The sequence below is a fragment of the Streptomyces sp. TS71-3 genome (genome assembly GCF_018327685.1).
Lineage (GTDB): Bacteria > Actinomycetota > Actinomycetes > Streptomycetales > Streptomycetaceae > Streptomyces.
Genome location: NZ_BNEL01000001.1, coordinates 4418004 through 4438446 on the forward strand (window position 1 = coordinate 4418004; position 20443 = coordinate 4438446).

General features: G+C 73.4%; 18 protein-coding genes and 1 pseudogene. 10 read left to right on the forward strand and 9 right to left on the reverse strand.

Annotation, left to right across the window (positions count from 1 at the left end; translation table 11 throughout):
- Positions 1–50 precede the first annotated feature (50 nt).
- The 6 genes and pseudogenes from Sm713_RS17845 to Sm713_RS40475 form a co-directional block, all read left to right on the forward strand.
- A complete protein-coding gene (locus tag Sm713_RS17845; RefSeq protein ID WP_212910590.1) occupies positions 51–1181 on the forward strand; it encodes a Gfo/Idh/MocA family protein in 1131 nt (376 codons plus the stop codon).
- A gap of 280 nt (positions 1182–1461) precedes the next feature.
- Entirely contained in the window at positions 1462–2562 is a 1101-nt protein-coding gene (locus Sm713_RS17850) for a Gfo/Idh/MocA family protein (protein WP_212910591.1), read from the forward strand.
- Between the two features lie 141 nt (positions 2563–2703).
- Positions 2704–3690 carry an N-acetylglucosamine kinase gene (locus Sm713_RS17855; protein ID WP_212910592.1) on the forward strand — a complete coding sequence of 329 codons (987 nt, stop codon included), beginning with the start codon at positions 2704–2706 and terminating at the stop codon, positions 3688–3690.
- A gap of 216 nt (positions 3691–3906) precedes the next feature.
- Positions 3907–4155 carry a WhiB family transcriptional regulator gene (locus tag Sm713_RS17860; RefSeq protein WP_212910593.1) on the forward strand — a complete coding sequence of 83 codons (249 nt, stop codon included), beginning with the start codon at positions 3907–3909 and terminating at the stop codon, positions 4153–4155.
- 388 nt (positions 4156–4543) lie between these two features.
- Positions 4544–5158, forward strand: coding sequence for a DUF2231 domain-containing protein (locus Sm713_RS17865; RefSeq protein WP_212910594.1), 615 nt, complete (start codon positions 4544–4546; stop codon positions 5156–5158).
- A gap of 128 nt (positions 5159–5286) precedes the next feature.
- Positions 5287–5481: pseudogene (locus Sm713_RS40475) on the forward strand (erythromycin esterase); the annotation flags it as partial.
- Positions 5482–5699: 218 nt separating this feature from the next.
- Here the strand turns inward: Sm713_RS40475 and glnA are convergent.
- Positions 5700–7109, reverse strand: a complete 1410-nt coding sequence (gene glnA, locus Sm713_RS17870; RefSeq protein WP_212910595.1) for a type I glutamate--ammonia ligase — start codon at positions 7107–7109, stop codon at positions 5700–5702.
- A 222-nt stretch (positions 7110–7331) separates the two neighbouring features.
- Here glnA and Sm713_RS17875 point away from each other — a divergent pair, with 222 nt between their 5' ends.
- Entirely contained in the window at positions 7332–7799 is a 468-nt protein-coding gene (locus Sm713_RS17875; RefSeq protein WP_212910596.1) for an RDD family protein, read from the forward strand.
- Positions 7800–8138: 339 nt separating this feature from the next.
- Here the strand turns inward: Sm713_RS17875 and Sm713_RS17880 are convergent, their stop codons facing one another.
- The 4 genes from Sm713_RS17880 to lipB form a co-directional block, all read right to left on the reverse strand.
- Positions 8139–8840, reverse strand: coding sequence for a DUF4191 domain-containing protein (locus Sm713_RS17880; protein WP_212910597.1), 702 nt, complete (start codon positions 8838–8840; stop codon positions 8139–8141).
- A gap of 61 nt (positions 8841–8901) precedes the next feature.
- Complete coding sequence (locus Sm713_RS17885) at positions 8902–9141, reverse strand: hypothetical protein (RefSeq protein ID WP_212910598.1); 240 nt, start codon at positions 9139–9141, stop codon at positions 8902–8904.
- Positions 9142–9492: 351 nt separating this feature from the next.
- On the reverse strand, positions 9493–10515 hold the full coding sequence (locus Sm713_RS17890; RefSeq protein ID WP_212910599.1) for a lipoyl synthase: 1023 nt from the start codon (positions 10513–10515) through the stop codon (positions 9493–9495).
- A gap of 262 nt (positions 10516–10777) precedes the next feature.
- Positions 10778–11737, reverse strand: coding sequence for a lipoyl(octanoyl) transferase LipB (lipB, locus tag Sm713_RS17895; RefSeq protein ID WP_374195999.1), 960 nt, complete (start codon positions 11735–11737; stop codon positions 10778–10780).
- A 246-nt stretch (positions 11738–11983) separates the two neighbouring features.
- Here lipB and Sm713_RS17900 point away from each other — a divergent pair, with 246 nt between their 5' ends.
- Positions 11984–13564, forward strand: a complete 1581-nt coding sequence (locus Sm713_RS17900) for a regulator (protein ID WP_212910600.1) — start codon at positions 11984–11986, stop codon at positions 13562–13564.
- A 573-nt stretch (positions 13565–14137) separates the two neighbouring features.
- On the opposite strand, the gene Sm713_RS17905 is transcribed toward Sm713_RS17900, so the two are convergent.
- Complete coding sequence (locus Sm713_RS17905) at positions 14138–15472, reverse strand: NAD(P)/FAD-dependent oxidoreductase (protein WP_212910601.1); 1335 nt, start codon at positions 15470–15472, stop codon at positions 14138–14140.
- Positions 15473–15750: 278 nt separating this feature from the next.
- Entirely contained in the window at positions 15751–16650 is a 900-nt protein-coding gene (locus Sm713_RS17910; RefSeq protein ID WP_212910602.1) for a TIGR01777 family oxidoreductase, read from the reverse strand.
- A gap of 57 nt (positions 16651–16707) precedes the next feature.
- Between Sm713_RS17910 and Sm713_RS17915 the strand changes: the two genes are divergently transcribed.
- Positions 16708–17205, forward strand: coding sequence for a GNAT family N-acetyltransferase (locus Sm713_RS17915; protein ID WP_212910603.1), 498 nt, complete (start codon positions 16708–16710; stop codon positions 17203–17205).
- A gap of 102 nt (positions 17206–17307) precedes the next feature.
- On the opposite strand, the gene Sm713_RS17920 is transcribed toward Sm713_RS17915, so the two are convergent.
- Positions 17308–17826: a DUF4240 domain-containing protein gene (locus Sm713_RS17920; protein WP_212912084.1), complete on the reverse strand. Its 519-nt coding sequence runs from the start codon at positions 17824–17826 to the stop codon at positions 17308–17310.
- 224 nt (positions 17827–18050) lie between these two features.
- Between Sm713_RS17920 and Sm713_RS17925 the strand changes: the two genes are divergently transcribed.
- Positions 18051–19022, forward strand: coding sequence for an SDR family oxidoreductase (locus Sm713_RS17925; protein WP_212910604.1), 972 nt, complete (start codon positions 18051–18053; stop codon positions 19020–19022).
- A gap of 319 nt (positions 19023–19341) precedes the next feature.
- Here the strand turns inward: Sm713_RS17925 and Sm713_RS17930 are convergent, their stop codons facing one another.
- The gene (locus Sm713_RS17930; RefSeq protein WP_212910605.1) at positions 19342–20418 is read right to left on the reverse strand and encodes a YafY family protein; all 1077 of its coding nucleotides are present in this window, start codon (positions 20416–20418) and stop codon (positions 19342–19344) included.
- Between the last annotated feature and the right edge of the window lie 25 nt (positions 20419–20443).

A 20443-nucleotide genomic window follows, 5' to 3' on the forward strand; every position in this document is an offset into this window, starting at 1 on the left:
AGTAACGCCACCGAACCGGCCCGGGACATGGACGGCGGGAGACAGCAGACATGACGGACAGCCAACCCACCCCGCGGGAGCCGCGGGCCCCGCTGCGCGTCGGGATCCTCGGCAGCGGCGGCATCGCCACGGCCTCGTACGGGGTTCTGCCGAACATGCACCACTACGCGTCCCGGGTCACCGTCAGCGCTGTCGCGGACGTGGCCCACGACCAGGCCCGTGCCGTGGCGGCCGAGTTCGGCATCCCCGCCGCGTACGCCTCCCTCGACGAGATGCTGGACGGCACCGATCTCGACGCGGTGGTCAATCTGACGCCCATTCCGGTGCACGCGGCCACCTCGCGCCGCATCCTCCAGAGCGGCAAGCACCTGGCCAGCGAGAAGCCCCTCGCCACCACCCTCGCCGAGGCGGACGAGCTGATCGAACTGGCCCGTGAGCGGGGTCTCGCGCTCGTGTGCGCGCCGCCCGACCTGCTCTACGAGCCCTACGAACGCGCCGCCGCGCTGGTGCGGGAGGGCGCGGTCGGCAAGGTCGCGTTCGCCCGGGTGCGCAGCTCGCACGCCGGCCCCGGCGGCGGCCCCCAGGGCTGGCCCTCGGACCCGACGTGGTTCTACCAGGAGGGCTCGGGGCCGCTGCTGGACATGGGCGTCTACGGCATCCACGAGATCACCGGCATCCTCGGCCCCGCCAAGCGCGTGGCCGCCTTCGCCGGGATCACGGAGCCGTCCCGGGTGGTGCGCGGCGGGCCCTTCCGCGGTCTGGAGATACCGGTGACCGCCGCGGACAACTGCCTGTTCATGCTGGACTTCGGCGAGTCGACCTTCGCCGTCGTGGACGGCACCTTCAACGTGCTGGCCGCCAGGAGCCCCAAGGTGGAGATCTTCGGCCGCCGGGGCGTGCTCAACCTCTTCCGTCCCGACGGTCCCGACCTGGAGCTGTACCGGACCGGCATCGCCGACGGCGTGGACGGCTGGGTACAGCCCACCTCGCCGCTCGCCACGAATGCCCGCCGCGACACCTACGGCCGCGCGCTGCTCGTCGGCCACCTCGCGGACGTCGTCCTGGACGGCGCCCCGCCCGTGCTCAGCGCCGAGCACGCCCGGCACGCGCTGGAGATCATGATCGGCGTGGCCGCGTCCGCGCGCGAGCAGCGCTTCGTCGAGCTGACGACGACGTTCTGACGCGGGCGTTGCGACGGCCGCGTGACGAGACGGGCGTTTCGGCGACGGCCGCGTGACGAGACGACGTTCGTACGAGGGCCCTCGACGGCGACTTCTGGCGATTGGTTCTGACGGCCGCTTATGGCGGCCATCCCCGATGGCCGCTTTCGACGACGGACGACGGACGACGGACGACGGACGACGGACGACGGACGACGGACAACGGGCGGTTGACGACGGACGGCAGACGACGGACTACCGATGACTGGCGACTGACGACGAGGACTGAGGACACCCGCGCATGACCGCACCCACCACCCCCACCGTGCTCACCACCCCGACCACCCCCGCGCCCCCCACCGCCTCAACGGCACCGGGGACACAGGCCCCGTCCGGCCGGCCCGCCACCGGGCGCCTGCGCCTGGGGATCATCGGGTTCGACCACTGGTACGCGGGCATCCCGTTCGCGCGGAAGGCCGCAGAGAACCCCGCCGTCGAGCTGCGCGCCCTCGTCGACCGCGACCCGGAGCGTGCCCGGCACGTCGCGGGCCTCACCGGGTGCGCGCGCACCTCCACCGACCCCGCCTCGGTGATCGAGGATCCCGAGATCGACGCCGTCGCCTGCTTCACCAGCGTCGACGAGAGCCCTGGCCTGTGCGTCGCCGCGGCCCGGGCCGGCAAGCACATCGTCTCCGTGAAGCCGCTCGCGATGACCCTTGAGGACGCGGACCGGGTGGTCGCGGCGGTCGACGCCGCCGGCGTGCACTTCCTGCCCAGCGAGTCGCGGCGCACCTCCCCGCTGGCGAGGAGGCTGGCCTCGCTGGTGCGCTCCGGGCGGCTCGGCGAGCTGCGCAGCGGCACGTTCGCGATGAACAGCTCCCTGCCGGTGTGCTGGCCCGGGTCCACGGACGGTCCCGGCTGGTGGGCGGATCCGGCCCGCACCCCGGGCGGCGGCTGGATCGACCACGCCGTCTATCAGATCGACCGCATGCGGTGGCTGTTCGGCTCGCCCATCGCCTCGGTCACCGGCACCGTCGCCACCGTCGCCCACCCCGGCCTGCCCGTCGAGGACTACGGACACGCCGTCTTCACCCTGGAAAGCGGTGCCGTGGTGACCGTCGAGGACACCTGGGTCGCGCCGCCCGGAGGCTTCATCAACCGCGCCCACCTCATCGGCAGCAAGGGCGAGGTGTTCCACGACACCGCGACGGATCGCCTCGCCGTTCTGGAGGAGGGCGGCGAGTGGACGTTCACCAGGCTGCCCGCCGACACCTTCGACACCCTGGACGTGCTGGTGGCGGCCGTCCGCGACGGCACGGCGCCCGGTGCCACCGTGCACACCGCCCGCGACACCCTCGCGGCCTGCCTGGACTTCTACGCCGCCGCGCGCGGTACCCGCTGAGGACGGGGCGGGCCCGGCCAGGGCTCCGGCCGTGGCCCGCGAGCCCAGCGCGAACCGGACGGGAGGCCCCGGACGGGAGACCCTGGGCCGGAAGCGATCCCGCCGATGTCCAGGCCCGGTCCCGCCGGGCCCCTCGCCGACATGGAAGAACCCCCCGAACACGTGGACACCCAGCATGTCGCCCCCTCTGCCGCTCCCCATGCCGCCCCGTACGTCGCCGGTATCGACGCGGGCGGCACCAAGACGCATCTCCGCCTCGCCACGGCCGGCGGAGACCCGATCGCCGACGAGGTGCGGCCCGCGGGCGCCTGGACCGACCTGGACGCACCAGGCAAGGCCCGGCTGATCGCCGGTCACCTGCGGGACATCGCCGGAGCCGCGGGCGGTCCCGGAGTGCTCCCGGGCGCCCTGGCGGTGGGGGCGCACGGCTGCGACTCGGACGCCGAGTGCGCCGAGCTGCGGCTCGCGCTGCACGCCGAACTGGGCCTGCCGGTACGGGTCGTGAACGACGCCTTCCTGCTCGCGGCCGCGGCCGGCGGTACCGGCCCGGCGGCCGGCCTGGTCGTCGGCACCGGTTCCATCGCCGTCGCACGCGACGCGGCCGGCCGCTCCCTGTACGCGGGCGGCTGGGGGTGGCTGATCGGCGACGGGGGCTCCGCCTGGGGCACCGTCCGTGAAGCGGTGCGCGCCCTGGCGGAGGCCCACGACCGCGGCGCGGGCGAGGACGACCCGCTGCTGCCGGCCCTGCTCGACCGGTCCGGCACCCGTTCCCTGCGCGAGGTGGCCGGCCTGATGCAGAACGCTCCGGCAGGCACCTGGGCCGGCTGGGCTCCGGCCGTCTTCACCGCCGCGGCCGAGGGCTCCCCGGCCGCCCGGCACGCCATCGAGAACGGGGCCCACGCGCTGGCGTCCCTCGTCGCGGACCTGGTCGCCCGCGGGGCGCGGGTCACCCGCGTGGTGGCCGGCGGAGGCGTGATCGTCGGACAGGACGTCATGGCGGACGCGGTGGCCCATGCCCTGCGGGAGCGCTGCGGCCTCCCGCTCACCGTGTTCCGCGGCCTGCCGGTCACGGGGGCCGTGCGGCTGGCGCGGCGGATGCTCACGGGGGACGGCGGGCCGACGGACTGAACGGGGCAGTGGGCGAGGGGTTTTGGCCAAGGGGCCGACGGTGTACCGCGGGCCGTAGCGGAGCGGGTGTCGTGGCCGAAATGGCCCCCCGTGCGGAGGGATACGGCAACGTCCTGTTTCAAGGCCCCCTCTCGCGGCCACCTGAGCACCGAGACCCACGACCGGTACCGGGCCCACGGACCGGTACGCCACTCGACGCGAACGGGAGTGACCATCATGGACTGGCGGCAGTACGCCGCATGCCGGAACGAGGACACCGAACTCTTCTTCCCCATCGGCACCCGCGGCGCATCACTCCGGCAGGCTCAGGAAGCGAAGAAGGTGTGCCACGGGTGCCCAGTGGCGGAGCCCTGCCTGCGCTTCGCCCTGGAGTCGGGCCAGCGGTACGGGATCTGGGGCGGCCTCGACGAGGACGAACGCGAGCGGCTGGCCCGCCGCAACCGCAGGCGGCAGCGCATCAGTTAGCCCCTGACGCGCCCTCACGCCGCCGTACCGGGGCGATACCGGACGGTACCGGACGGTACCGGACGGCTCCTGCGCGGATCACGAGCCGGGTGGCTGATCCGCGCGGCGCGGGGCCGCCGGGGGCGGCGTGAGCGGGGTGGTCGCCCACGGCCGGTGGACGCTGCCACGGGTGTCACGGGGGGCCACGGGTGTCACGAGGGCCACGGGTATCACGCCTGCCACGGGTGCCTGAGTGTCGTCGTGCGGGGCTCTTCCGCGGCCGCGATACGGTGCGCGGGTAACAGGAGGAAACACCCTTTCTGTCCGTTTCGACGGCGCCCGTGCGCCCCTCCGGTACCGGCGTGTTCCTCCCCGCCGGCGGGACCGGACCACGCAGGAGGAGCGCGGCATGATCCTCACCGTCTTCCACGGCCTGCCGACCCACGTGCTGCTCGTGCACTTCGTCGTGGTGCTGGGCCTGCTCACGGCGCTGACGCTGGTGGTGTGCGCCGTCTGGCCCGAGGCGGGGCGCCGGCTCGGGCCGGTCCTGCCGCTGCTCGCCCTGGTGACGATGGCGCTCGTGCCCTTCACGACCAACGCGGGGGAGTGGCTGCGGGACCGGATCGGCGACATCCCGCTGGTGAACCAGCACCGCGACCTCGCCGACGAGGTGCTGCCCTGGGTGGTGTCGATGCTGGCGGTGTCGGTAGCCGCCTGGTGGGTGACCCTGCGCGAGGCGGCGGGGGAGCGAGGGTGGGACGTAAAAGGTGCGCGCTATCTGTGGCCGGCGCTCCGGGTGCGCCCCCGCACCCTCCGCGTGATCGTGGCGGTGGCCGCGGTCGCCGCGGCGGCCGGCTCCGCCACGGCGATCTACCGCGCCGGGGACTCCGGAGCCAAGGCGGCCTGGCAGGGCGTGGTCCAGTCGGGCGGACCGGGAGGCGGGGGCGGAGCGGGCAAGGGCGGGGGGCCAGAGGCCCGGCAGGCTCCCCCCGGCGCCGTTCCGGCACCGCCGCCGGGCCGATGACGACGGCCACGGCGAGGCGCACACGGGGGGCGGACCGACCGACCTGACCACCGCTTTGAGGGTTACGCCACACCAGCCCGCCATCACGCCGGCCGCATTCCGTAAAAACCTTCAACCGAAGATTCGACGATACTGTCGAAGGACTCCTGTACGGGCTCTCGGAGGACCGCCGGCTCGTCGACGCCCCGCGACTGGCCACGGCCCTCGGCGACGCGATGCCCGCGCCCCGCGTGTCCCCGTGGTACGGCTACTCCCCACTCTGCCCGGCCCACCTGGCCGGGCACGACGGGATCGTGTTCGTGAAGGACGTCCCGCAGAGCTAGGGCCCGTCGCCGCGCCAGGGCCTCTCGTCACCACAGCGGGGCCGGGTCGCCGCGGCCGGGGACCGTCGTCACGCTCCCGTCCACCCTGACCTCGCCCGGAGTGCGAGCCGCGGACCGCGGCCCACGATGGGCGTGCACGCGTACGGGCCCTGTGCACGCATGCACAGGGCCCGCAGAGCGAACCGTAAGGCCGTGGCCTTACGGCATCACCGGGTACATCACACGTCGAAGTACAGCTCGAACTCGTGCGGGTGCGGGCGCAGCTGGATCGGCGCGATCTCCGCCGTGCGCTTGTAGTCGATCCACGTCTCGATCAGGTCCGGCGTGAAGACGTCGCCCTGGAGCAGGAACTCGTGGTCGGACTCCAGCGAGTCGAGGACGGCGGGCAGCGAGGTCGGGACCTGCGGGACGGCCGCGTGCTCCTCGGGGGCCAGCTCGTAGAGATCCTTGTCGACCGGCTCGGCGGGCTCGATCTTGTTCTTGATGCCGTCGAGGCCGGCCAGCATCAGCGCGGAGAACGCCAGGTACGGGTTGCCGGAGGAGTCCGGGGCGCGGAACTCGATGCGCTTGGCCTTGGGGTTGGCGCCGGTGATCGGGATGCGGATCGCGGCGGAGCGGTTGCGCTGCGAGTAGACCAGGTTCACCGGGGCCTCGAAGCCGGGGACCAGGCGGTGGTACGAGTTCACCGTCGGGTTGGTGAAGGCCAGCAGCGCCGGGGCGTGCCTGAGGATGCCGCCGATGTAGTAGCGCGCGGTGTCCGACAGGCCCGCGTAGCCCTGCTCGTCGTAGAAGAGCGGCTCGCCGCCCAGCCACAGGGACTGGTGGACGTGCATGCCGGAGCCGTTGTCGCCGAAGATCGGCTTGGGCATGAAGGTGGCGGTCTTGCCGTTGCGCCAGGTGACGTTCTTCACGATGTACTTGAAGAGCTGGAGGTCGTCGGCGGCGTGCAGCAGGGTGTTGAAGCGGTAGTTGATCTCCGCCTGGCCCGCGGTGCCGACCTCGTGGTGCTGGCGCTCGACGTTCAGGCCGACGTTGTTCAGCTCCAGGGTGATCTCCGCGCGCAGGTCGGCGAAGTGGTCGACCGGCGGGACGGGGAAGTAGCCGCCCTTGTACCGCACTTTGTAGCCGCGGTTGTCCTCCAGCGCGCCGGTGTTCCAGGCGCCCGCCTCGGAGTCGATGTGGTAGAAGGACTCGTTCGACCGGGTGGCGAAACGGGCGCTGTCGAAGACGTAGAACTCGGCCTCGGGACCGAAGAAGGCGGTGTCGGCGATGCCGGTGGACGCCAGGTAGGTCTCGGCCTTCTTCGCCACGTTCCGCGGGTCACGGCTGTACTGCTCGCCGGTGATCGGGTCGTGGATGAAGAAGTTGATGTTCAGCGTCTTGGCGCTGCGGAAGGGGTCCACGCGCGCGGTCGTCAGGTCGGCGCGCAGGGCCATGTCGGACTCGTGGATGGCCTGGAAGCCGCGGATCGACGAGCCGTCGAACGCCAGTTCCTCTGCCGGATCGAACGCCTCCGCCGGCACGGTGAAGTGCTGCATCACACCGGGCAGGTCACAGAAGCGGACGTCGACGAACTTGACCTCCTCGTCCGCAATGAACTTCTTGGCCTCGTCGGCGTTCTGGAACATCCGGCTCCTCCTATCCCGGCCCGCCGAACGGGGCGGGGGTTGACGCTCCCTGGTGCGGCAATCGCGGTGTCACACGCTGGACCCGACCATAAGGACAGGGCATTTCTCAAGCGTGACCCATTTGTTTCGCGGAAGTTAACCGCCCCGGAGGTGCCTTCCCGCTCGGCGGCTCCCGCACACCCTGGCGCCGGGGGCCCGGGGTGGTCGCAGTAACGTTGGTGTGTGGACAACAGGCGAGCAGTGGGATCGTGGCTCTCGGGGCCCCGGGCGGCCGCCGAGGACATGGGCGTCGACTTCGGACACCGGGGCAAGCGGCTCGGCCTTCCCGCGGAGGGCCCGGGCTCGATCGCGCCCACCGGGCGGCGCATCGGCGCGCTCGTCGTCGACTGGGCCCTGTGCATGCTGATCGCATACGGCCTCTTCGCGGACGGTGACCGCCAGAGCACGGGCAACTGGACCCTGCTGCTGTTCTTCGTGCTGAGCCTGCTCACCGTCGGTACCATCGGCAGCACCCCGGGCAAGCGCATCTTCGGGCTGCGCGTCGTCGCTGAGAGCGGCGGCCGGCTGAGCCCGCTCCGCGCGCTGCTCCGCAGCGTCCTGCTCTGCCTCGCCATCCCGGCCCTGATCTGGGACCGCGACTCCCGCGGCCTGCACGACCGCCTCGCGCGCGCGGTCCAGGTCCGCATCTGACGTACGGCGGCCCGTCCGGGGCGTGCCGTACGGCGGTCCGTCCGGGGCGTGAGGTACGCCGGCCCATCCGGGGCGTGACGTGGGGCGCCCTGTCTGGGACGTGACGTACGGCGGCCGGTCCGGGACGTGACGTACGGCGGCCGGTCCGGGACGTGATGTGAGGCAGCCCCTCCGGTACGGGAGGGGGCGTGTGATGGCTTCTCCGCTCCGGTACGGAGAGGGTGTGCGGCGGCTCCTCGTGCACGCACGGCCGGGCATGCGGGCGGCGAGCCTGGCATACGACGAAGGGGCGCCCGGAACTTTCCGTTCAGGGCGCCCCTGTGCGTGACGGTGAGATGGCTAGCGGAGCTTGGGGCCGCCCCGCGGCATCCGCATCCCCTTGGGCATCGGGCCCTTCGGCAGCGGCATGTTGTTCATGAGGTCGCCCAGCGCGCGGAGCCGGTCGTTGGTGGTGGTGACCTGGGGGCCGCTGAGGACGCGGGGGTACTTCAGCAGGGTCGTGCGGATCTTCTTCAGGGGCACCTGGCCCTCGCCGTCGCCGACGATGATGTCGTGGACGGGGACGTCCACCACGACGCGGTTCATCTTCCGCTTCTCGGCGGCGAGCAGGGTCTTCACGCGGTTGGGGTTGCCCTCGGCGACCAGGACGATGCCGGCTCTGCCGACGGTGCGGTGCACCACGTCCTGGTTGCGGTTCATGGCCACCGCGGGGGTGGTCGTCCAGCCCCGTCCGACGTTGTCCAGGACCGCCGCCGCGGCACCCGGCTGGCCTTCCATCTGGCCGAACGCGGCGCGCTCGGCGCGCCGGCCGAACACCCACGCCGTCGCCAGCAGCCCGAGCAGCACACCGAAGATGCCCAGGTAGATGGGGTGGCCGATCAAGAAGCCGATCGCGAGGAAGACACCGAGGGTGACGATTCCGACAGCCGCGAGTACAAGGCCGATCTTCGGGTCGGCCTTGCTGGTCATCTTGTAGGTCAGGACGATCTGCTTGAGCCGCCCGGGATTCGCAGCCTCCGCTGCCGGTTCCTTCCTCGCCATGCTGTGAAGTCTACGTGGCCCGCGGGGCCCCGACGACGGCCGGGAGGGGACGTGGAGGCCGTCAGGAGGTCCCTGCGGCGGCCCGGGGTGCGTCTTCGGCCACCTCGCGGAGTTCGCCGAGTTTGTCCAGCACGCGCTGGGCCTCGACGCGGTCCTTCGCGCGGCGGCGGTCCTCCACGACGGAGGCCCAGGCGTTGCGGCGGGCGGTGCGCTGGCCGCCCGCCATCAGCAGGGACTCGACGGCGCGCAGGGCGGCGGTGACGGTCGGAAGGGCGGTGCTGCGGGTGGGCGCGGCATGCATGAGGGTCCCCCTGAAGCGCGGCGAGGCTCGGAAAGTGCGGTGCGTGGTGGGTGCGCGCACCGGCCGGCACCTGGCGGTACAGGCTGTGCGTACACGGTCACAGCTCGGTGTTACCAGGGCGTGACCAGGCGGTCAAACGGCCATGAAGGCCGGGCGGGAAGCGGTTCTTCCCGGCCCGGGGCCCCGGCACCGCCGCTGCCTGCGGAGATCGCCGGGGGGCGGGCCTGCGGGCCGGATACCGGCCGGTAATGCCTTGTGCGGAGATTCACATTCCCGGGGCCCTCGTCGTCGGCCCCGGTCACGGGCGCGCCCCGGCTCACCGGGGGCGCCCGTGCTCGGTTCTGCCGACTCTCAGACCGCCTGCCGGGCGATGTGGGCACCCAGCGCCTCGGCGGCACCCGGGGCGCCGCCGTCCCGGCGCTCCATCGCCATCTGGTACAGCCGACCCGCGCGGTACGAGGAGCGGACCAGGGGGCCGGACATCACGCCGGAGAAGCCGATCTCCTCGGCCTCCTCCTTCAGCTCCACGAACTCCTGCGGCTTGACCCAGCGCTCCACGGGGTGGTGGCGCACCGACGGGCGCAGGTACTGCGTGATGGTGATCAGCTCGCAGCCCGCCTCGTGGAGCTGGTGCAGCGCGTCGCTGATCTCCGCGCGCTCCTCGCCCATGCCGAGGATGAGGTTCGACTTGGTCACCAGGCCGGCCGCGCGGGCCTCGGTGATCACCTTCAGCGAGCGCTCGTAGCGGAAGCCGGGGCGGATGCGCTTGAAGATCCGCGGCACGGTCTCCACGTTGTGCGCCAGCACCTCCGGGCGGGACGAGAAGACCTCGGCGAGCTGGTCGGGCTCGGCGTTGAAGTCGGGGATCAGCAGCTCGACCTTGGTGCGTCCGGCCTGGCGGTCGGCGGTCATGCCGTGGATCTGCCGCACCGTCTCGGCGTACAGCCAGGCGCCGCCGTCCTCCAGGTCGTCGCGGGCGACGCCGGTGATCGTGGCGTAGTTCAGGTCCATGGTGACCACGGACTCGCCGACGCGCCGGGGCTCGTCGCGGTCCAGGGCCTTCGGGCGGCCGGTGTCGATCTGGCAGAAGTCGCACCGCCGGGTGCACTGGTCGCCGCCGATGAGGAAGGTGGCCTCGCGGTCCTCCCAGCACTCGTAGATGTTCGGGCAGCCCGCCTCCTGGCAGACCGTGTGCAGGCCCTCGCTCTTCACCAGGCTCTGCATCTGCCGGTACTCGGGACCCATTTTCGCCCGGGTCTTGATCCAGTCGGGCTTGCGCTCGATGGGGGTCTGGCTGTTGCGGACCTCCAGGCGCAGCAATCGCCGGCCGTCAGGCCCTGGCGCTGACTGCCCTTCCGGTGCGACTGCGGACACGTCGGCTCCCTGCTACTTGATCTCTCGGCGGTTCGTGGGCCGGTCGGACCGGGATGCGTCTTCGATTCCTCGGCCGATCCCAGCGTACGCCCGGCAACTCCACGGCTTTTCCCCCGGCTCAACCTCCGGCCGGCGGGGCGCATTCCCCCACGGGGGTGATCCGGGGTCCTGCGGGCAGGCCGGGTGGCGGGGCTTCGCGTGCCCGACCCGGCCGTGCGCCCCGCGCCACCTCCGTGCGCGGGGCGCTGATGGCTGAAACGCGTCACGCCGTGCGGGCCGAGCCGGCCACCGCGGCCACGCCGGCTCCCTCCGGCGGAACCGCCGTCGCGGCCCGCGGGGCGGTGTGGCCCGCCGCCGCTGCCGCATCGGCGTCGACCGGACGCGGCTGCGGGTCCGCGCTCTCCATGACGTCCCTCAGGTGCTTCTCCACGACCGGCAGCACCTCGTCGACGGTGATGTCGCGGCCCAGCTCGTTCGCGAGCGACGTCACCCCGGCGTCCCGGATGCCGCACGGCACGATCCGGTCGAACGAGGTGTTGTCCGGGTTCACGTTGAGCGAGAACCCGTGCATCGTGACGCCCTTGGCCACCCGGATGCCGATGGCGGCGAGCTTGCGGTCCTCGCCGCGCTGGCCGGCGTTGGACGGGGCGTACTCCGGGCCCATCAGCCGGGCGTCGTACTCGTCGTCCGTGTCGTCCGTGCCGTCTGCGGGCCGCGGGTCGAAGTCCAGCGCGAGGCCGCCCAGCGCGCCGGCGCGAGCGGGCGCGTCCTTGGCGCCGCCGAGCACCCACACGCCGCTGCGGCCCTCGACCCGGGTCGTCTCCAGGCCGAACTCCGCGCAGACCCGGATCAGCGCCTCCTCCAGGCGGCGCACGTGTGCGATCACGTCGACCGGCCGCGGCAGCTTCATGATCGGATAGCCGACCAGCTGCCCCGGGCCGTGCCAGGTGATCTTGCCGCCGCGGTCCACGTCGATCACGGGGGTGCCGTCGAGCGGGCGCTCCGCGTCGGCCGTGCGGCGGCCCGCGGTGTACACGGGCAGGTGTTCCAGCAGCAGACAGGTGTCGGGAATCTCGTCGGCGAAGCGGGCCGCGTGCACCCGCCGCTGCTCCTCCCAGGCCTCCCGGTACTCGATGTACCCGGGCGCCCCGGGCTCCCCGGCCGCGCCGGCGGCCTCACGGCCCGGTTCCCTCCCCAGCCGGACGAACCGCAGTTCACTCACGGCAGGTACCTCCTGACTCACACGGGCGCCGCCGCGCCGCCCTACGGCACCGCGATCCGGCAAGACGCGCCCCGCCTCACTGTACGGCTCCCGGACGCGCGTCAGTCGTCGGGCCAATCCTCACACGATCGGATGAATGCGGGGCGAAGGTGGCGATGGGGACAGCTCCGACCGCTACATTCACGCCGTCATGGAGGCCATAAGGGCTGCTCAGACACGCCCGGAAGGCAGGAGACCGCACAGCTGATGACGGAACGACCTCCGCAGCGCACCCCCAACCGCCAGCTCGCCGCTCTGATCGCGGAGGCAGGATTCTCCAACGCGGGCCTGGCGCGCCGAGTCGACCAGCTCGGCATCGAGCACGGCCTCGACCTGAGGTACGACAAGACCTCGGTGACCCGCTGGCTCCGGGGCCAGCAGCCCAGAGGCACCACACCGGCGCTGATCGCCGAGGTCTTCACCAGACGCCTGGGCCGCCGCCTGAGCGCCCAGGACCTCGGCCTGGACGCCACCGCACCGGTCTACGCGGGCCTGGAGTTCGCCTCGACGCCGGAGGAGGCCATCGACATCGTCGGCGGGCTCTGGCGCAAGGACTCCGGCAGCCACGCCGAGCTGCGCAAGATCGCGTTCACCCCCGCGGGACTGGTCGTACCCAGCCGCGACTGGCTGATCGGCCGCCCCGACGACCGCGTGGGCCGCGGCGACGAGCGCGCCGAGCGGCCGGGGCGGGGCGAGGGGCGCCCCGCCCGGGAGGGGGAGCGCCCGGCCGGCAGCCGGGACGACGACCCCGGCCGCCCCGCCGACCGGCCACGCGCCCGGATCCCCGAGCAGGCCCGGGGCGGCCGCCCCGACGCCGCGGACCCGCTCGGCGGCATGGGCGGCCTGCCCGAGCAGCGCAGGAGGAGCGTCGAGCGAGGCCCGGGCCAGCGGGTCACCGCGGGGGACATCGCCGCACTGCGCTCGGTGGGCGAGCTGTTCCGCGCCCTCGACAACGCCTACGGCGGCGGGCACGCCCGCCAGGCGCTGGTGCGGTACCTGGAGCACGAGGGCGAGCCGATGCTCCGCGGCGTGTACGGGGAGCAGATCGGCAGGAAGCTGTTCGCCGCCGCCGCCGAGCTCACCCGCCTCGCCGGCTGGACGTCCTACGACATCGCGGCGCACGGCCTCGCGCAGCGCTACTTCGTCCAGGCGCTGAGGCTCGCCCAGGCCGCCGGCGACCGCACGTACGGCGCGTACATCCTGATCACGATGAGCCGCCAGGCCGTCTACCTGGGCCACGGCCGGGAGGCGGTGCAACTGGCACGGGTCGCGCAGCAGGGCGTCGGCTCGTCCGCACCGCACACCGTCCAGGCGCTGCTGCACGCGGCGGAGGCGCGGGGCCACGGCATCCTCGGCGAGGTGCGCGCCTGCACGGCCTCGCTGGCGCGCGCCGAGCGCGCGCTGGACGCGGCGCGCTCCGGCGACGAGCCGCCGCACTGGGCGCGCTTCTTCGACGAGGCCCAGCTCGCCGACGAGTTCGGGCACTGCCACCGCGACCTCCAGCAGTACCGGGCCGCGGCGCAGCACGCGGAGCGCTCGCTGCAACTGCGCGCGCCCGGATTCGCGCGCAGCAGGCTCTTCTGCCGGGTGGTGCTCGCCACCGCGCGGCTCGGCCTCGGCGAGCTGGAGCAGGCGTGCCTGCTGGGGGCGGAGGCGGCCCAGCATGCCGCCGACATGCGCTCGGTGCGCGCCCACGAGTACGTTCGCGACTTCGAACGGCGGCTGGAGCCGTATCGGGATGCGGCGCCGGTGCGGGGGTATCGCGAGCGGGTCGCTGCGCTCGGCTAGGGCCGGTGGGCGGTGCCGGAACCGTGGGGGTTCCCGGTTGCGTTCGGCGCGCGGTGCCGGGGCCTTCGCGGCTGCCGCGCGGTGCCGGGGCCTTCGCGGCCCCGGTGGCCCCCTTTTCGGGTGGTGGGGGTGTGCGGGGTGGTTGTGGTTTTTGCGCAGTTCCCCGCGCCCCTGGGGGGTGGTTGTGGGTTGGGGTGGTGGGGGTGTGCGGGGTGGTTGTGGTTTTTGCGCAGTTCCCCGCGCCCCTGGGGGGGTGGTTGTGGGTTGGGGTGGTGGGGGTGTGCGGGGTGGTTGTGGTTTTTGCGCAGTTCCCCGCGCCCCTGAGGGGTGGGTTGTGGTTTGGGGCGGGGGTGGCTGCGGGTGCGTGGCTGTTTTGCGCAGTTCCCCGCGCCCCTTGGCGCGTGGCTTCACTGGGTCGTGTCCGGGGGCCTTCGTGGGCCCGCGACTCCTCCACTGCCTGGAGGACGTGGGAGGTGCCCCCAGCAGCAGGCGCCGCGGGCTGATCCGCGAAGGCCCGCCGGACACGGCCAGGGCGGGGGGGTCGGTGTTGGTCGGGGGCAGGTGTTCGGGGAGTCAGGCGACTGCCGGTAGGAGGTCCTCCGTCTGGTCGTCCGACGGGCCGAAGTCGGCGAGCAAGGCGCGGGCCGCGCGGCGGCCCGAGTACAGGGCGCCCTGCACCGTGGACGTGTCCCGGTGCTCCCCGCACACGTACAGGCCGGCCAGCAGCCGCACCGGCCGGTGCATGTCGTGCGGGGGCGGCATCGCGGGTACGGCCTCCGGATCGTGGTGGACGCCCAGCAGCTCCCACCGTGCCGTGGAGGTGCCGTAGAGCGTGCCGAGCTGCCGGCGCACCTGCCGGTCCAGGTCGGCCGGCGGGGTGCCGAGCACCGTCGTGGAGACCAGCGCGCGTCCCGCCGGCGCCCGGGACGGGTCGACCTCGCTGGCCACCGCCGTGTGCGCGACCGGCCCCGCGCGGTCGGCGTCCAGCACCAGCGCGGGCCCGGAGAACGGCGGCTCCGGGGCGGCGTGGTGCAACACCGTCACCGGATGCGACGCCGGCACCCGCAGGCCGGGCAGCAGCTCCGCCGCCGAGCGAGCGCCGGTGGCCAGCAGCACAGCACGGCAGCCGATCTCACCGTGCTCCTCGGTGGTCACCGACGTCGTCGACACGGCCGTGACCCGCACGCCGGTACGCACGGTGCCGGCCGGAAGCGCCGCCGCCAGCCGGTCCGGCAGGGCGTCGGCGCCGCCCTCCGTGAGACTCAGCCGGCCGCGGGCGAAGGCCGCCAGCGCCAGGTCCGCGCACCGGCTGGACGTCGTCAGCTCCGGATCGCACAGCAGCGCCGCGAGCAGCGGCCGGAGCACCCCGTCGACCACGCGGCCCGGCAGCCCCCGGGCGACCAGCGCCTGCCCCGCCGGACGCTCCGGACGCGCCAGCAGCCGGTGCGCCGGGGCCGCGGCGAGCCGGGCCAGCGCGGCAGCGAGCCTCGCCTGCTCCAGCGGGCCGCCGAACCCCGCCTGCCGGTGGGCGCGCGCGCTGGTTCGTGCGCCCATCGTGCTCCCCCGATGTCTGGAGCCCGGGAGGTGCCCTCTCGCGCTCAGGGGTTCTCCCGTCCGGTGCAGCCGGCCGTCGCTGTGCACCATGGCACCCGGTACGAACGGCCGCAGCACCAGCCCCTCCAGACCCGGATTCTGGCGGAGCTCCTGGATCGAGGCGAGCATCAGCCGGCCGGTCCGGTCCAGCCGGAAGCCGTCCACCTTCTCGGTCGACATCCGGCCCCCGGGATGCTCGCGCGCCTCGAGGACGACGGTCTGCACCCCCGCCCTGGCTAGTTGGAGGGCCGCCGACAGCCCCGCGACCGAGGCTCCGATGATGACGACGTCCGCATGGCGCTCAGGCTCAAGCACGTGGCCTCCCCGAGGTTGCGCGGCTGCTGAAGGCGTGATGCCCCAACAGGCGTACGGATGACCCGAGTTTGCGTCGAGAGTAGGCGCCAATCGGTCAGGTGGGAGTCGCGCATCAACCGGGCACGGTCGCACGGCGGTCGCATACCGACGGAAGCAGTCATGCGGAGGGGGTGCGGGGCCATGTGGGGCCCGCTGCCGGGTCCCCGGGGCGCACGCCCTCGCCGGGGGGCGGGGGCCTACGCCGTGCCCCCGGGGGGCGGGGCCTACGCCGTGCCCGCTCAGCCCGCCGCCGCGCGGACCATGTCCTCGATGTCGGGGAAGGCGAAGGAGAAGCCGGACTCCAGCAGCTTGGCCGGCAGCACCCGCTGGCTCGCGAGGGTGTCGCCGGCCAGCTCGCCGAGGGCGATGCGGAGGGCCGGCGCGGGCACCGTGAAGAGTGTCGGCCGGTGCAGCACGCGGCCCATGGCGGCGGTCACCTCGCGGTTGGTACGCGGTTCGGGCCCCGTCACGTTGACCGGTCCCGAGAGCTCCTCGGTGTCGATGAGGTGCCGCAGGGCGGCCACCTCGTCGTGCAGCGAGATACAGCTCCAGTACTGCCGCCCGTCGCCCAGCCGCCCGCCGAGACCCGCCTTGAACAGCGGGAACATCCGCGCCCACGCTCCACCCCTGCCGGAGACCACCAGGCCGGTACGCGAGAACACGGTCCGCACGCCCGCTTCCTGCGCCGGCGCCGCGGCCTCCTCCCACGCCACGCAGAGCGAGGCCAGGAAGCCGTCCCCCGGCGGGGCGCCCTCGTCCACGGCCCGCGCGCCGGTGTCGCCGTAGAAGCCGACCGCGCTGCCGTTCACGAACACCTTCGGCGGCTCCTCCAGCGATGCCATGGCCTCCGCGAGCGTGGCCGTCCCCAGCACGCGGCTGTCGCGCATCGCCTTCTTGTGGGCCTCCGTCCAGCGGCTGTCGCCGATGCCCACGCCGGCCAGGTTCACGACGGCCGTGCAGCCCGTCAGACCCGCCGCGTCGATCTCCTGGCGCTCCGGGTCCCAGCGCACCTCGTCGGGCCCGCGTGGAGCCCTGCGCACCAGCCGCACCACCTCGTGCCCGTCCGAGCCGAGCGAGCGGACCAGCGCGCTGCCGATCAGGCCGGACGCACCGGCCACCGCGATCCGAGTTCCGTCCATCTCCCCATCCTCCCCATCCGGACCGCCTCCGCGCGGCGGCGCCGTACAGTTGCGCGCATGGCGCACCTGTCCGGCCCCTCCATACGCTTCGCCCGGGTGGCGGACGACCCGGTCCTCAGCCGCCTGGACCGGGACACCTGGTCCACGCTGCACGCGGTCCAGCCCCGTGACGAACCGCCCTACCGCCCCTTCTTCGACGAGAGCCACCCGCCCCGGAACCACCTCGTCGCCGAGCTGGACGGCCGGGTCGCGGGCTACATCAGGCTCGGCTTCCCCACGCCCCTGGCTTCCAACGCCCACGTCCGCCAGATCCGCGGGCTCACCGTGTCGCCCGACGCGCGGGGCAGGGGAGTGGGCAGGGCGCTGGTGGACGCGGCGGTGGAGGAGGCGCGCCGCCAGGGTGCGCGGCGCATCACCCTGCGGGTCCTCGGCCACAACGCCCCGGCGCGCGCGCTCTACGAATCGGCGGGTTTCGTCGTCGAGGGCGTGCAACCGGAGGAGTTCTACCTGAACGGCGAGTACGTCGACGACGTGCTGATGGGCCGGCGGCTCTGAGCACCGGCGGGGCCGGGCCCGCCGCGGTCGGGTACCGGCGGACGGCCGCTTCTCCGGCCCGCCCGGGTTCCTCGGCCGTGCCGCCTGGGCCGCCCCTGGGTGTCAGGTGCCGAACCTGTCCCACAGCCTCGGGTAGCGCTGGGCGAGCGCCAGCTCGTCCTCGAAGTCGATCGGTGCCCCCTCTGGCTCCTCCGGACCGGGCGGCAGGCCCAGTTCGGGTGCGACGGTGCCGGTGAGCTGCTCGTAGGCCTCGTCGGCGGCGTACCCCAGCTCCTCGCCGTCGCCGTCGACCTCCTCGTCGAAGTCGTCGAGCAGCTCCGCGAGCCTGTCGGGTTCGTGCACGCCCGCCTCGTAGACCTCCCTGCCCTGGCCGATCAGCCAGCAGCGGAAGTAGTCGAACGCGTCGTCGCTCGCCCCGCCGAGCAGCACCCACGCGGCGCCCCACAGGTCCCAGCGGTAGGCGCGGCTGTAGCGGGCCTCGAAGTGCCGGGCGAAGTCCAGGACGGACTCGGGGTCGTGCTGCACCAGCCGCTCGATGAGCAGCTCGGCGTGGTCGTCGGGGTCGCCCTCGGCGGCCTCGCGGGTGCTGTCGACGATCTCCCAGAACTCCGTCTCGTCCATCACGGGACAAGCATCGGCCCTGGGAGTGGCGCATGCACGCGGAGTAGCACGGATGCACCCTGTTTCGTCATGCCGGGGGCCGGAATGTCACCCGCACGTGGCGCGCGGACGGCCGCCGGGGGACCGAGGGCGAGAGCCGGAGTGCCGGAAAGCCGCGAAGGGACGGAGAGAAACGGAGAGAAAGGGAGACAGAAGGTGTCCGATTTGGCTGTCACGCTCGGCGTATGGAGAACACACAGCCGCTCGCCGGCCGTATCGCCCTGGTCGCGGGTGCCACTCGGGGCGCGGGCCGTGCCATGGCCGTCGAGCTCGGGCGCGCCGGCGCCACCGTCTACGTCACAGGACGCACCACACGGCAGCAGGTCAGCGAGGTCGGCCGCGCCACCGAGACGATCGAGGAGACCGCGGAACTGGTCAGCGCAGCCGGGCGTGCGTCCGGCGGCCCGCAGGCCCCGGGGCAGGCCGCGGCGGTCGGGTCCGGGACGGGGATCGCGGTGCCGGCCGACCACCTCGACCCGGAGCGGGTCCGTGCCGTGGTGGACCGCATCGAGCGGGAGCAGGGGCGCCTGGACATCCTCGTCAACGACCTGTGGGGCGGCGAGCACCTCATCGACTTCGACAGCAAGCTGTGGGAGGCCGACCTCGACCAGGGACTGCGGATGCTCGACCTCGGCGTCCGCGCGCACATCATCACCAGCCGCCTCGCGCTGCCGCTCCTGGTGAGGCGGCCGGGCGGCCTGCTCGTCGAGGTCACCGACGGCACGGCCGAGTCCAACCGCGCCTACCGCGGCTCCTTCTTCTACGACCTCACCAAGACCGCGCCGATCCGCATGGCCCTCGCGCTCGGGGCGGAACTGGCGGAGGTCGGCGGGACGGCCGTCTCGCTCACCCCCGGCTTCCTCCGCTCCGAGCAGATGCTCGACCACTTCGGCGTGACCGAGGAGAACTGGCGGGACGGCATCGCCAAGGAGCCGCACTTCGCGATCTCCGAGTCGCCGCTCTTCGTCGCGCGCGCCCTGGTGGCCCTGGCCTCCGATCCGGACCGGGCCCGCTTCAACGGCACCTCGCTCTCCAGTGGCGGCCTCGCCAAGGAGTACGGCTTCACCGATGCGGACGGTTCGCGACCGGATGCGGAGGCGTATATCGCGGAGGTGGCGGTGGGTGGGGTGGATCGTTCCGCGGAGGAGTATCGGTAACCCCGGCCGGGGTGGCCGTTGGTGTGTGTGCGGGTCCCCGTGGGTTTTCGCGCAGTTCCCCGCGCCCCTTTCTATTGGGGCTTCGCCCCGGCCGGGTGGCCGGGAGTGTGTGTGCGGGTTCGCCGTGGTTCTTGCGCAGTTCCCCGCGCCCCTTTTTCGGGCTTGGCCTTGGTCGGGCCAGGAGTGTGTGTGCGGGTTCGCCGCGGGTTTTCGCGCAGTTCCCCGCGCCCCTTCTTGGTGGGGGTGGCCCGGGGTGTGTGAGCGGGGGCGTCGTGGGTTTGCGCCGTTTCCGCGGCCCTTTTCCGGGGGGGCGTTGCTGTTAGTGGTGTTGTGCGGGTGGGGTGCGGTACTGGGCTGCTGTGCGTTCGGCTGCTTCTGACAGGCGGGCGCGGAGCGGGGTGGGGGTGAGTACCTCTGCCTCCGGGCCGAGGGCCAGGAGTTGCGCGTACGCGACGTCCTCCGACTCCACGGGCAGGGTGACGGTCACCCGTTCCTGCGTGTCGGGGTCCGGGGCGTGGGCCAGGGCCTCGCGGGCGGCCACCGGATCGGCGGCGTGCGGCAGGAGCCGGACGCCCTCGGCCGTCAGCCGCACCACCACCGTCGCGCGCAGGATGGCACGGGCGAAGCCGGCTGCCTGCCCGGCCCAGAACCCCGGCAGGTCGAACGCCTCGTCGCGCACGAATCGGCCGTCCTCCAAGGCCGGCTGCGGGGCCGGGGTGACCTCGCTGAAGCGGTCGATGCGGTACACGCGGAACGCGCCGGGTGATCCGGTGTCCGGGGTGGGGCCGGCGTCGGATTCCGGGGCCTGGTCGGGCAGCGCGCGGGCGCACAGGTACCAGACACCGGCCTTGAGGACGAGGCCGTACGGCTCCAGGGTCCGGCTGACCTCCCGGTCACCGCCGGGGCCGTCGGCGCGCCGGCGGTAGCGGGCGGTGATGCGCCGGTCGGCCCAGACGGCGTCCGCCACGGCGGGCAGCAGGCGGGGCGTCTCAGGCTCGCGGAACCACCCCGGGGCGTCCAGGTGGAAGCGCTGTGCGGCGGTACGGGAGGCGCCCTGCAGCGACGGGAGCAGCGCCGCGGAGACCTTCAGGCGGGCCGCCGACGCCGCGTCCTCAAGGCCCATGTCGCGCAGCGCGCCGGGCACCCCTGACAGGAACAGCGCCTCGGCCTCCCCGCGGGCCAGACCCGTCAGCCGGGTGCGGTAGCCGCCGACGAGACGGTACCCACCGGCGCGCCCGCGGTCCGCGTACACCGGGATGCCCGCCTCGGAGAGCGCCTGGGCGTCACGGGTGACGGTGCGCTCGGAGACGTCCAGTTCCTCCGCGAGTTCGGCGGCGGTCATCGCGGGCCGGGATTGCAGGAGGAGCACCATTCTGATGAGGCGGGCGGCACGCATGGGGCCATTCTCGCCTCCGCGACGA

Excerpts from the sequence above, each read along its gene's own strand:
- Sm713_RS17880 (WP_212910597.1), bottom strand. The coding sequence starts at position 8,840 with ATGGCGAGGAAGGAACCGGCAGCGGAGGCTGCGAATCCCGGGCGGCTC.
- Sm713_RS17900 (WP_212910600.1), top strand. The coding sequence starts at position 11,984 with ATGACGGAACGACCTCCGCAGCGCACCCCCAACCGCCAGCTCGCCGCT.
- Sm713_RS17925 (WP_212910604.1), top strand. The coding sequence starts at position 18,051 with ATGGAGAACACACAGCCGCTCGCCGGCCGTATCGCCCTGGTCGCGGGT.
- Sm713_RS17915 (WP_212910603.1), top strand. The coding sequence starts at position 16,708 with ATGGCGCACCTGTCCGGCCCCTCCATACGCTTCGCCCGGGTGGCGGAC.
- Sm713_RS17885 (WP_212910598.1), bottom strand. The coding sequence starts at position 9,141 with ATGCATGCCGCGCCCACCCGCAGCACCGCCCTTCCGACCGTCACCGCC.
- Sm713_RS17920 (WP_212912084.1), bottom strand. The coding sequence starts at position 17,826 with ATGGACGAGACGGAGTTCTGGGAGATCGTCGACAGCACCCGCGAGGCC.
- Sm713_RS17845 (WP_212910590.1), top strand. The coding sequence starts at position 51 with ATGACGGACAGCCAACCCACCCCGCGGGAGCCGCGGGCCCCGCTGCGC.
- Sm713_RS17910 (WP_212910602.1), bottom strand. The coding sequence starts at position 16,650 with ATGGACGGAACTCGGATCGCGGTGGCCGGTGCGTCCGGCCTGATCGGC.
- Sm713_RS17850 (WP_212910591.1), top strand. The coding sequence starts at position 1,462 with ATGACCGCACCCACCACCCCCACCGTGCTCACCACCCCGACCACCCCC.
- Sm713_RS17855 (WP_212910592.1), top strand. The coding sequence starts at position 2,704 with ATGGAAGAACCCCCCGAACACGTGGACACCCAGCATGTCGCCCCCTCT.
- Sm713_RS17930 (WP_212910605.1), bottom strand. The coding sequence starts at position 20,418 with ATGCGTGCCGCCCGCCTCATCAGAATGGTGCTCCTCCTGCAATCCCGG.
- Sm713_RS17865 (WP_212910594.1), top strand. The coding sequence starts at position 4,544 with ATGATCCTCACCGTCTTCCACGGCCTGCCGACCCACGTGCTGCTCGTG.
- glnA (WP_212910595.1), bottom strand. The coding sequence starts at position 7,109 with ATGTTCCAGAACGCCGACGAGGCCAAGAAGTTCATTGCGGACGAGGAG.
- Sm713_RS17860 (WP_212910593.1), top strand. The coding sequence starts at position 3,907 with ATGGACTGGCGGCAGTACGCCGCATGCCGGAACGAGGACACCGAACTC.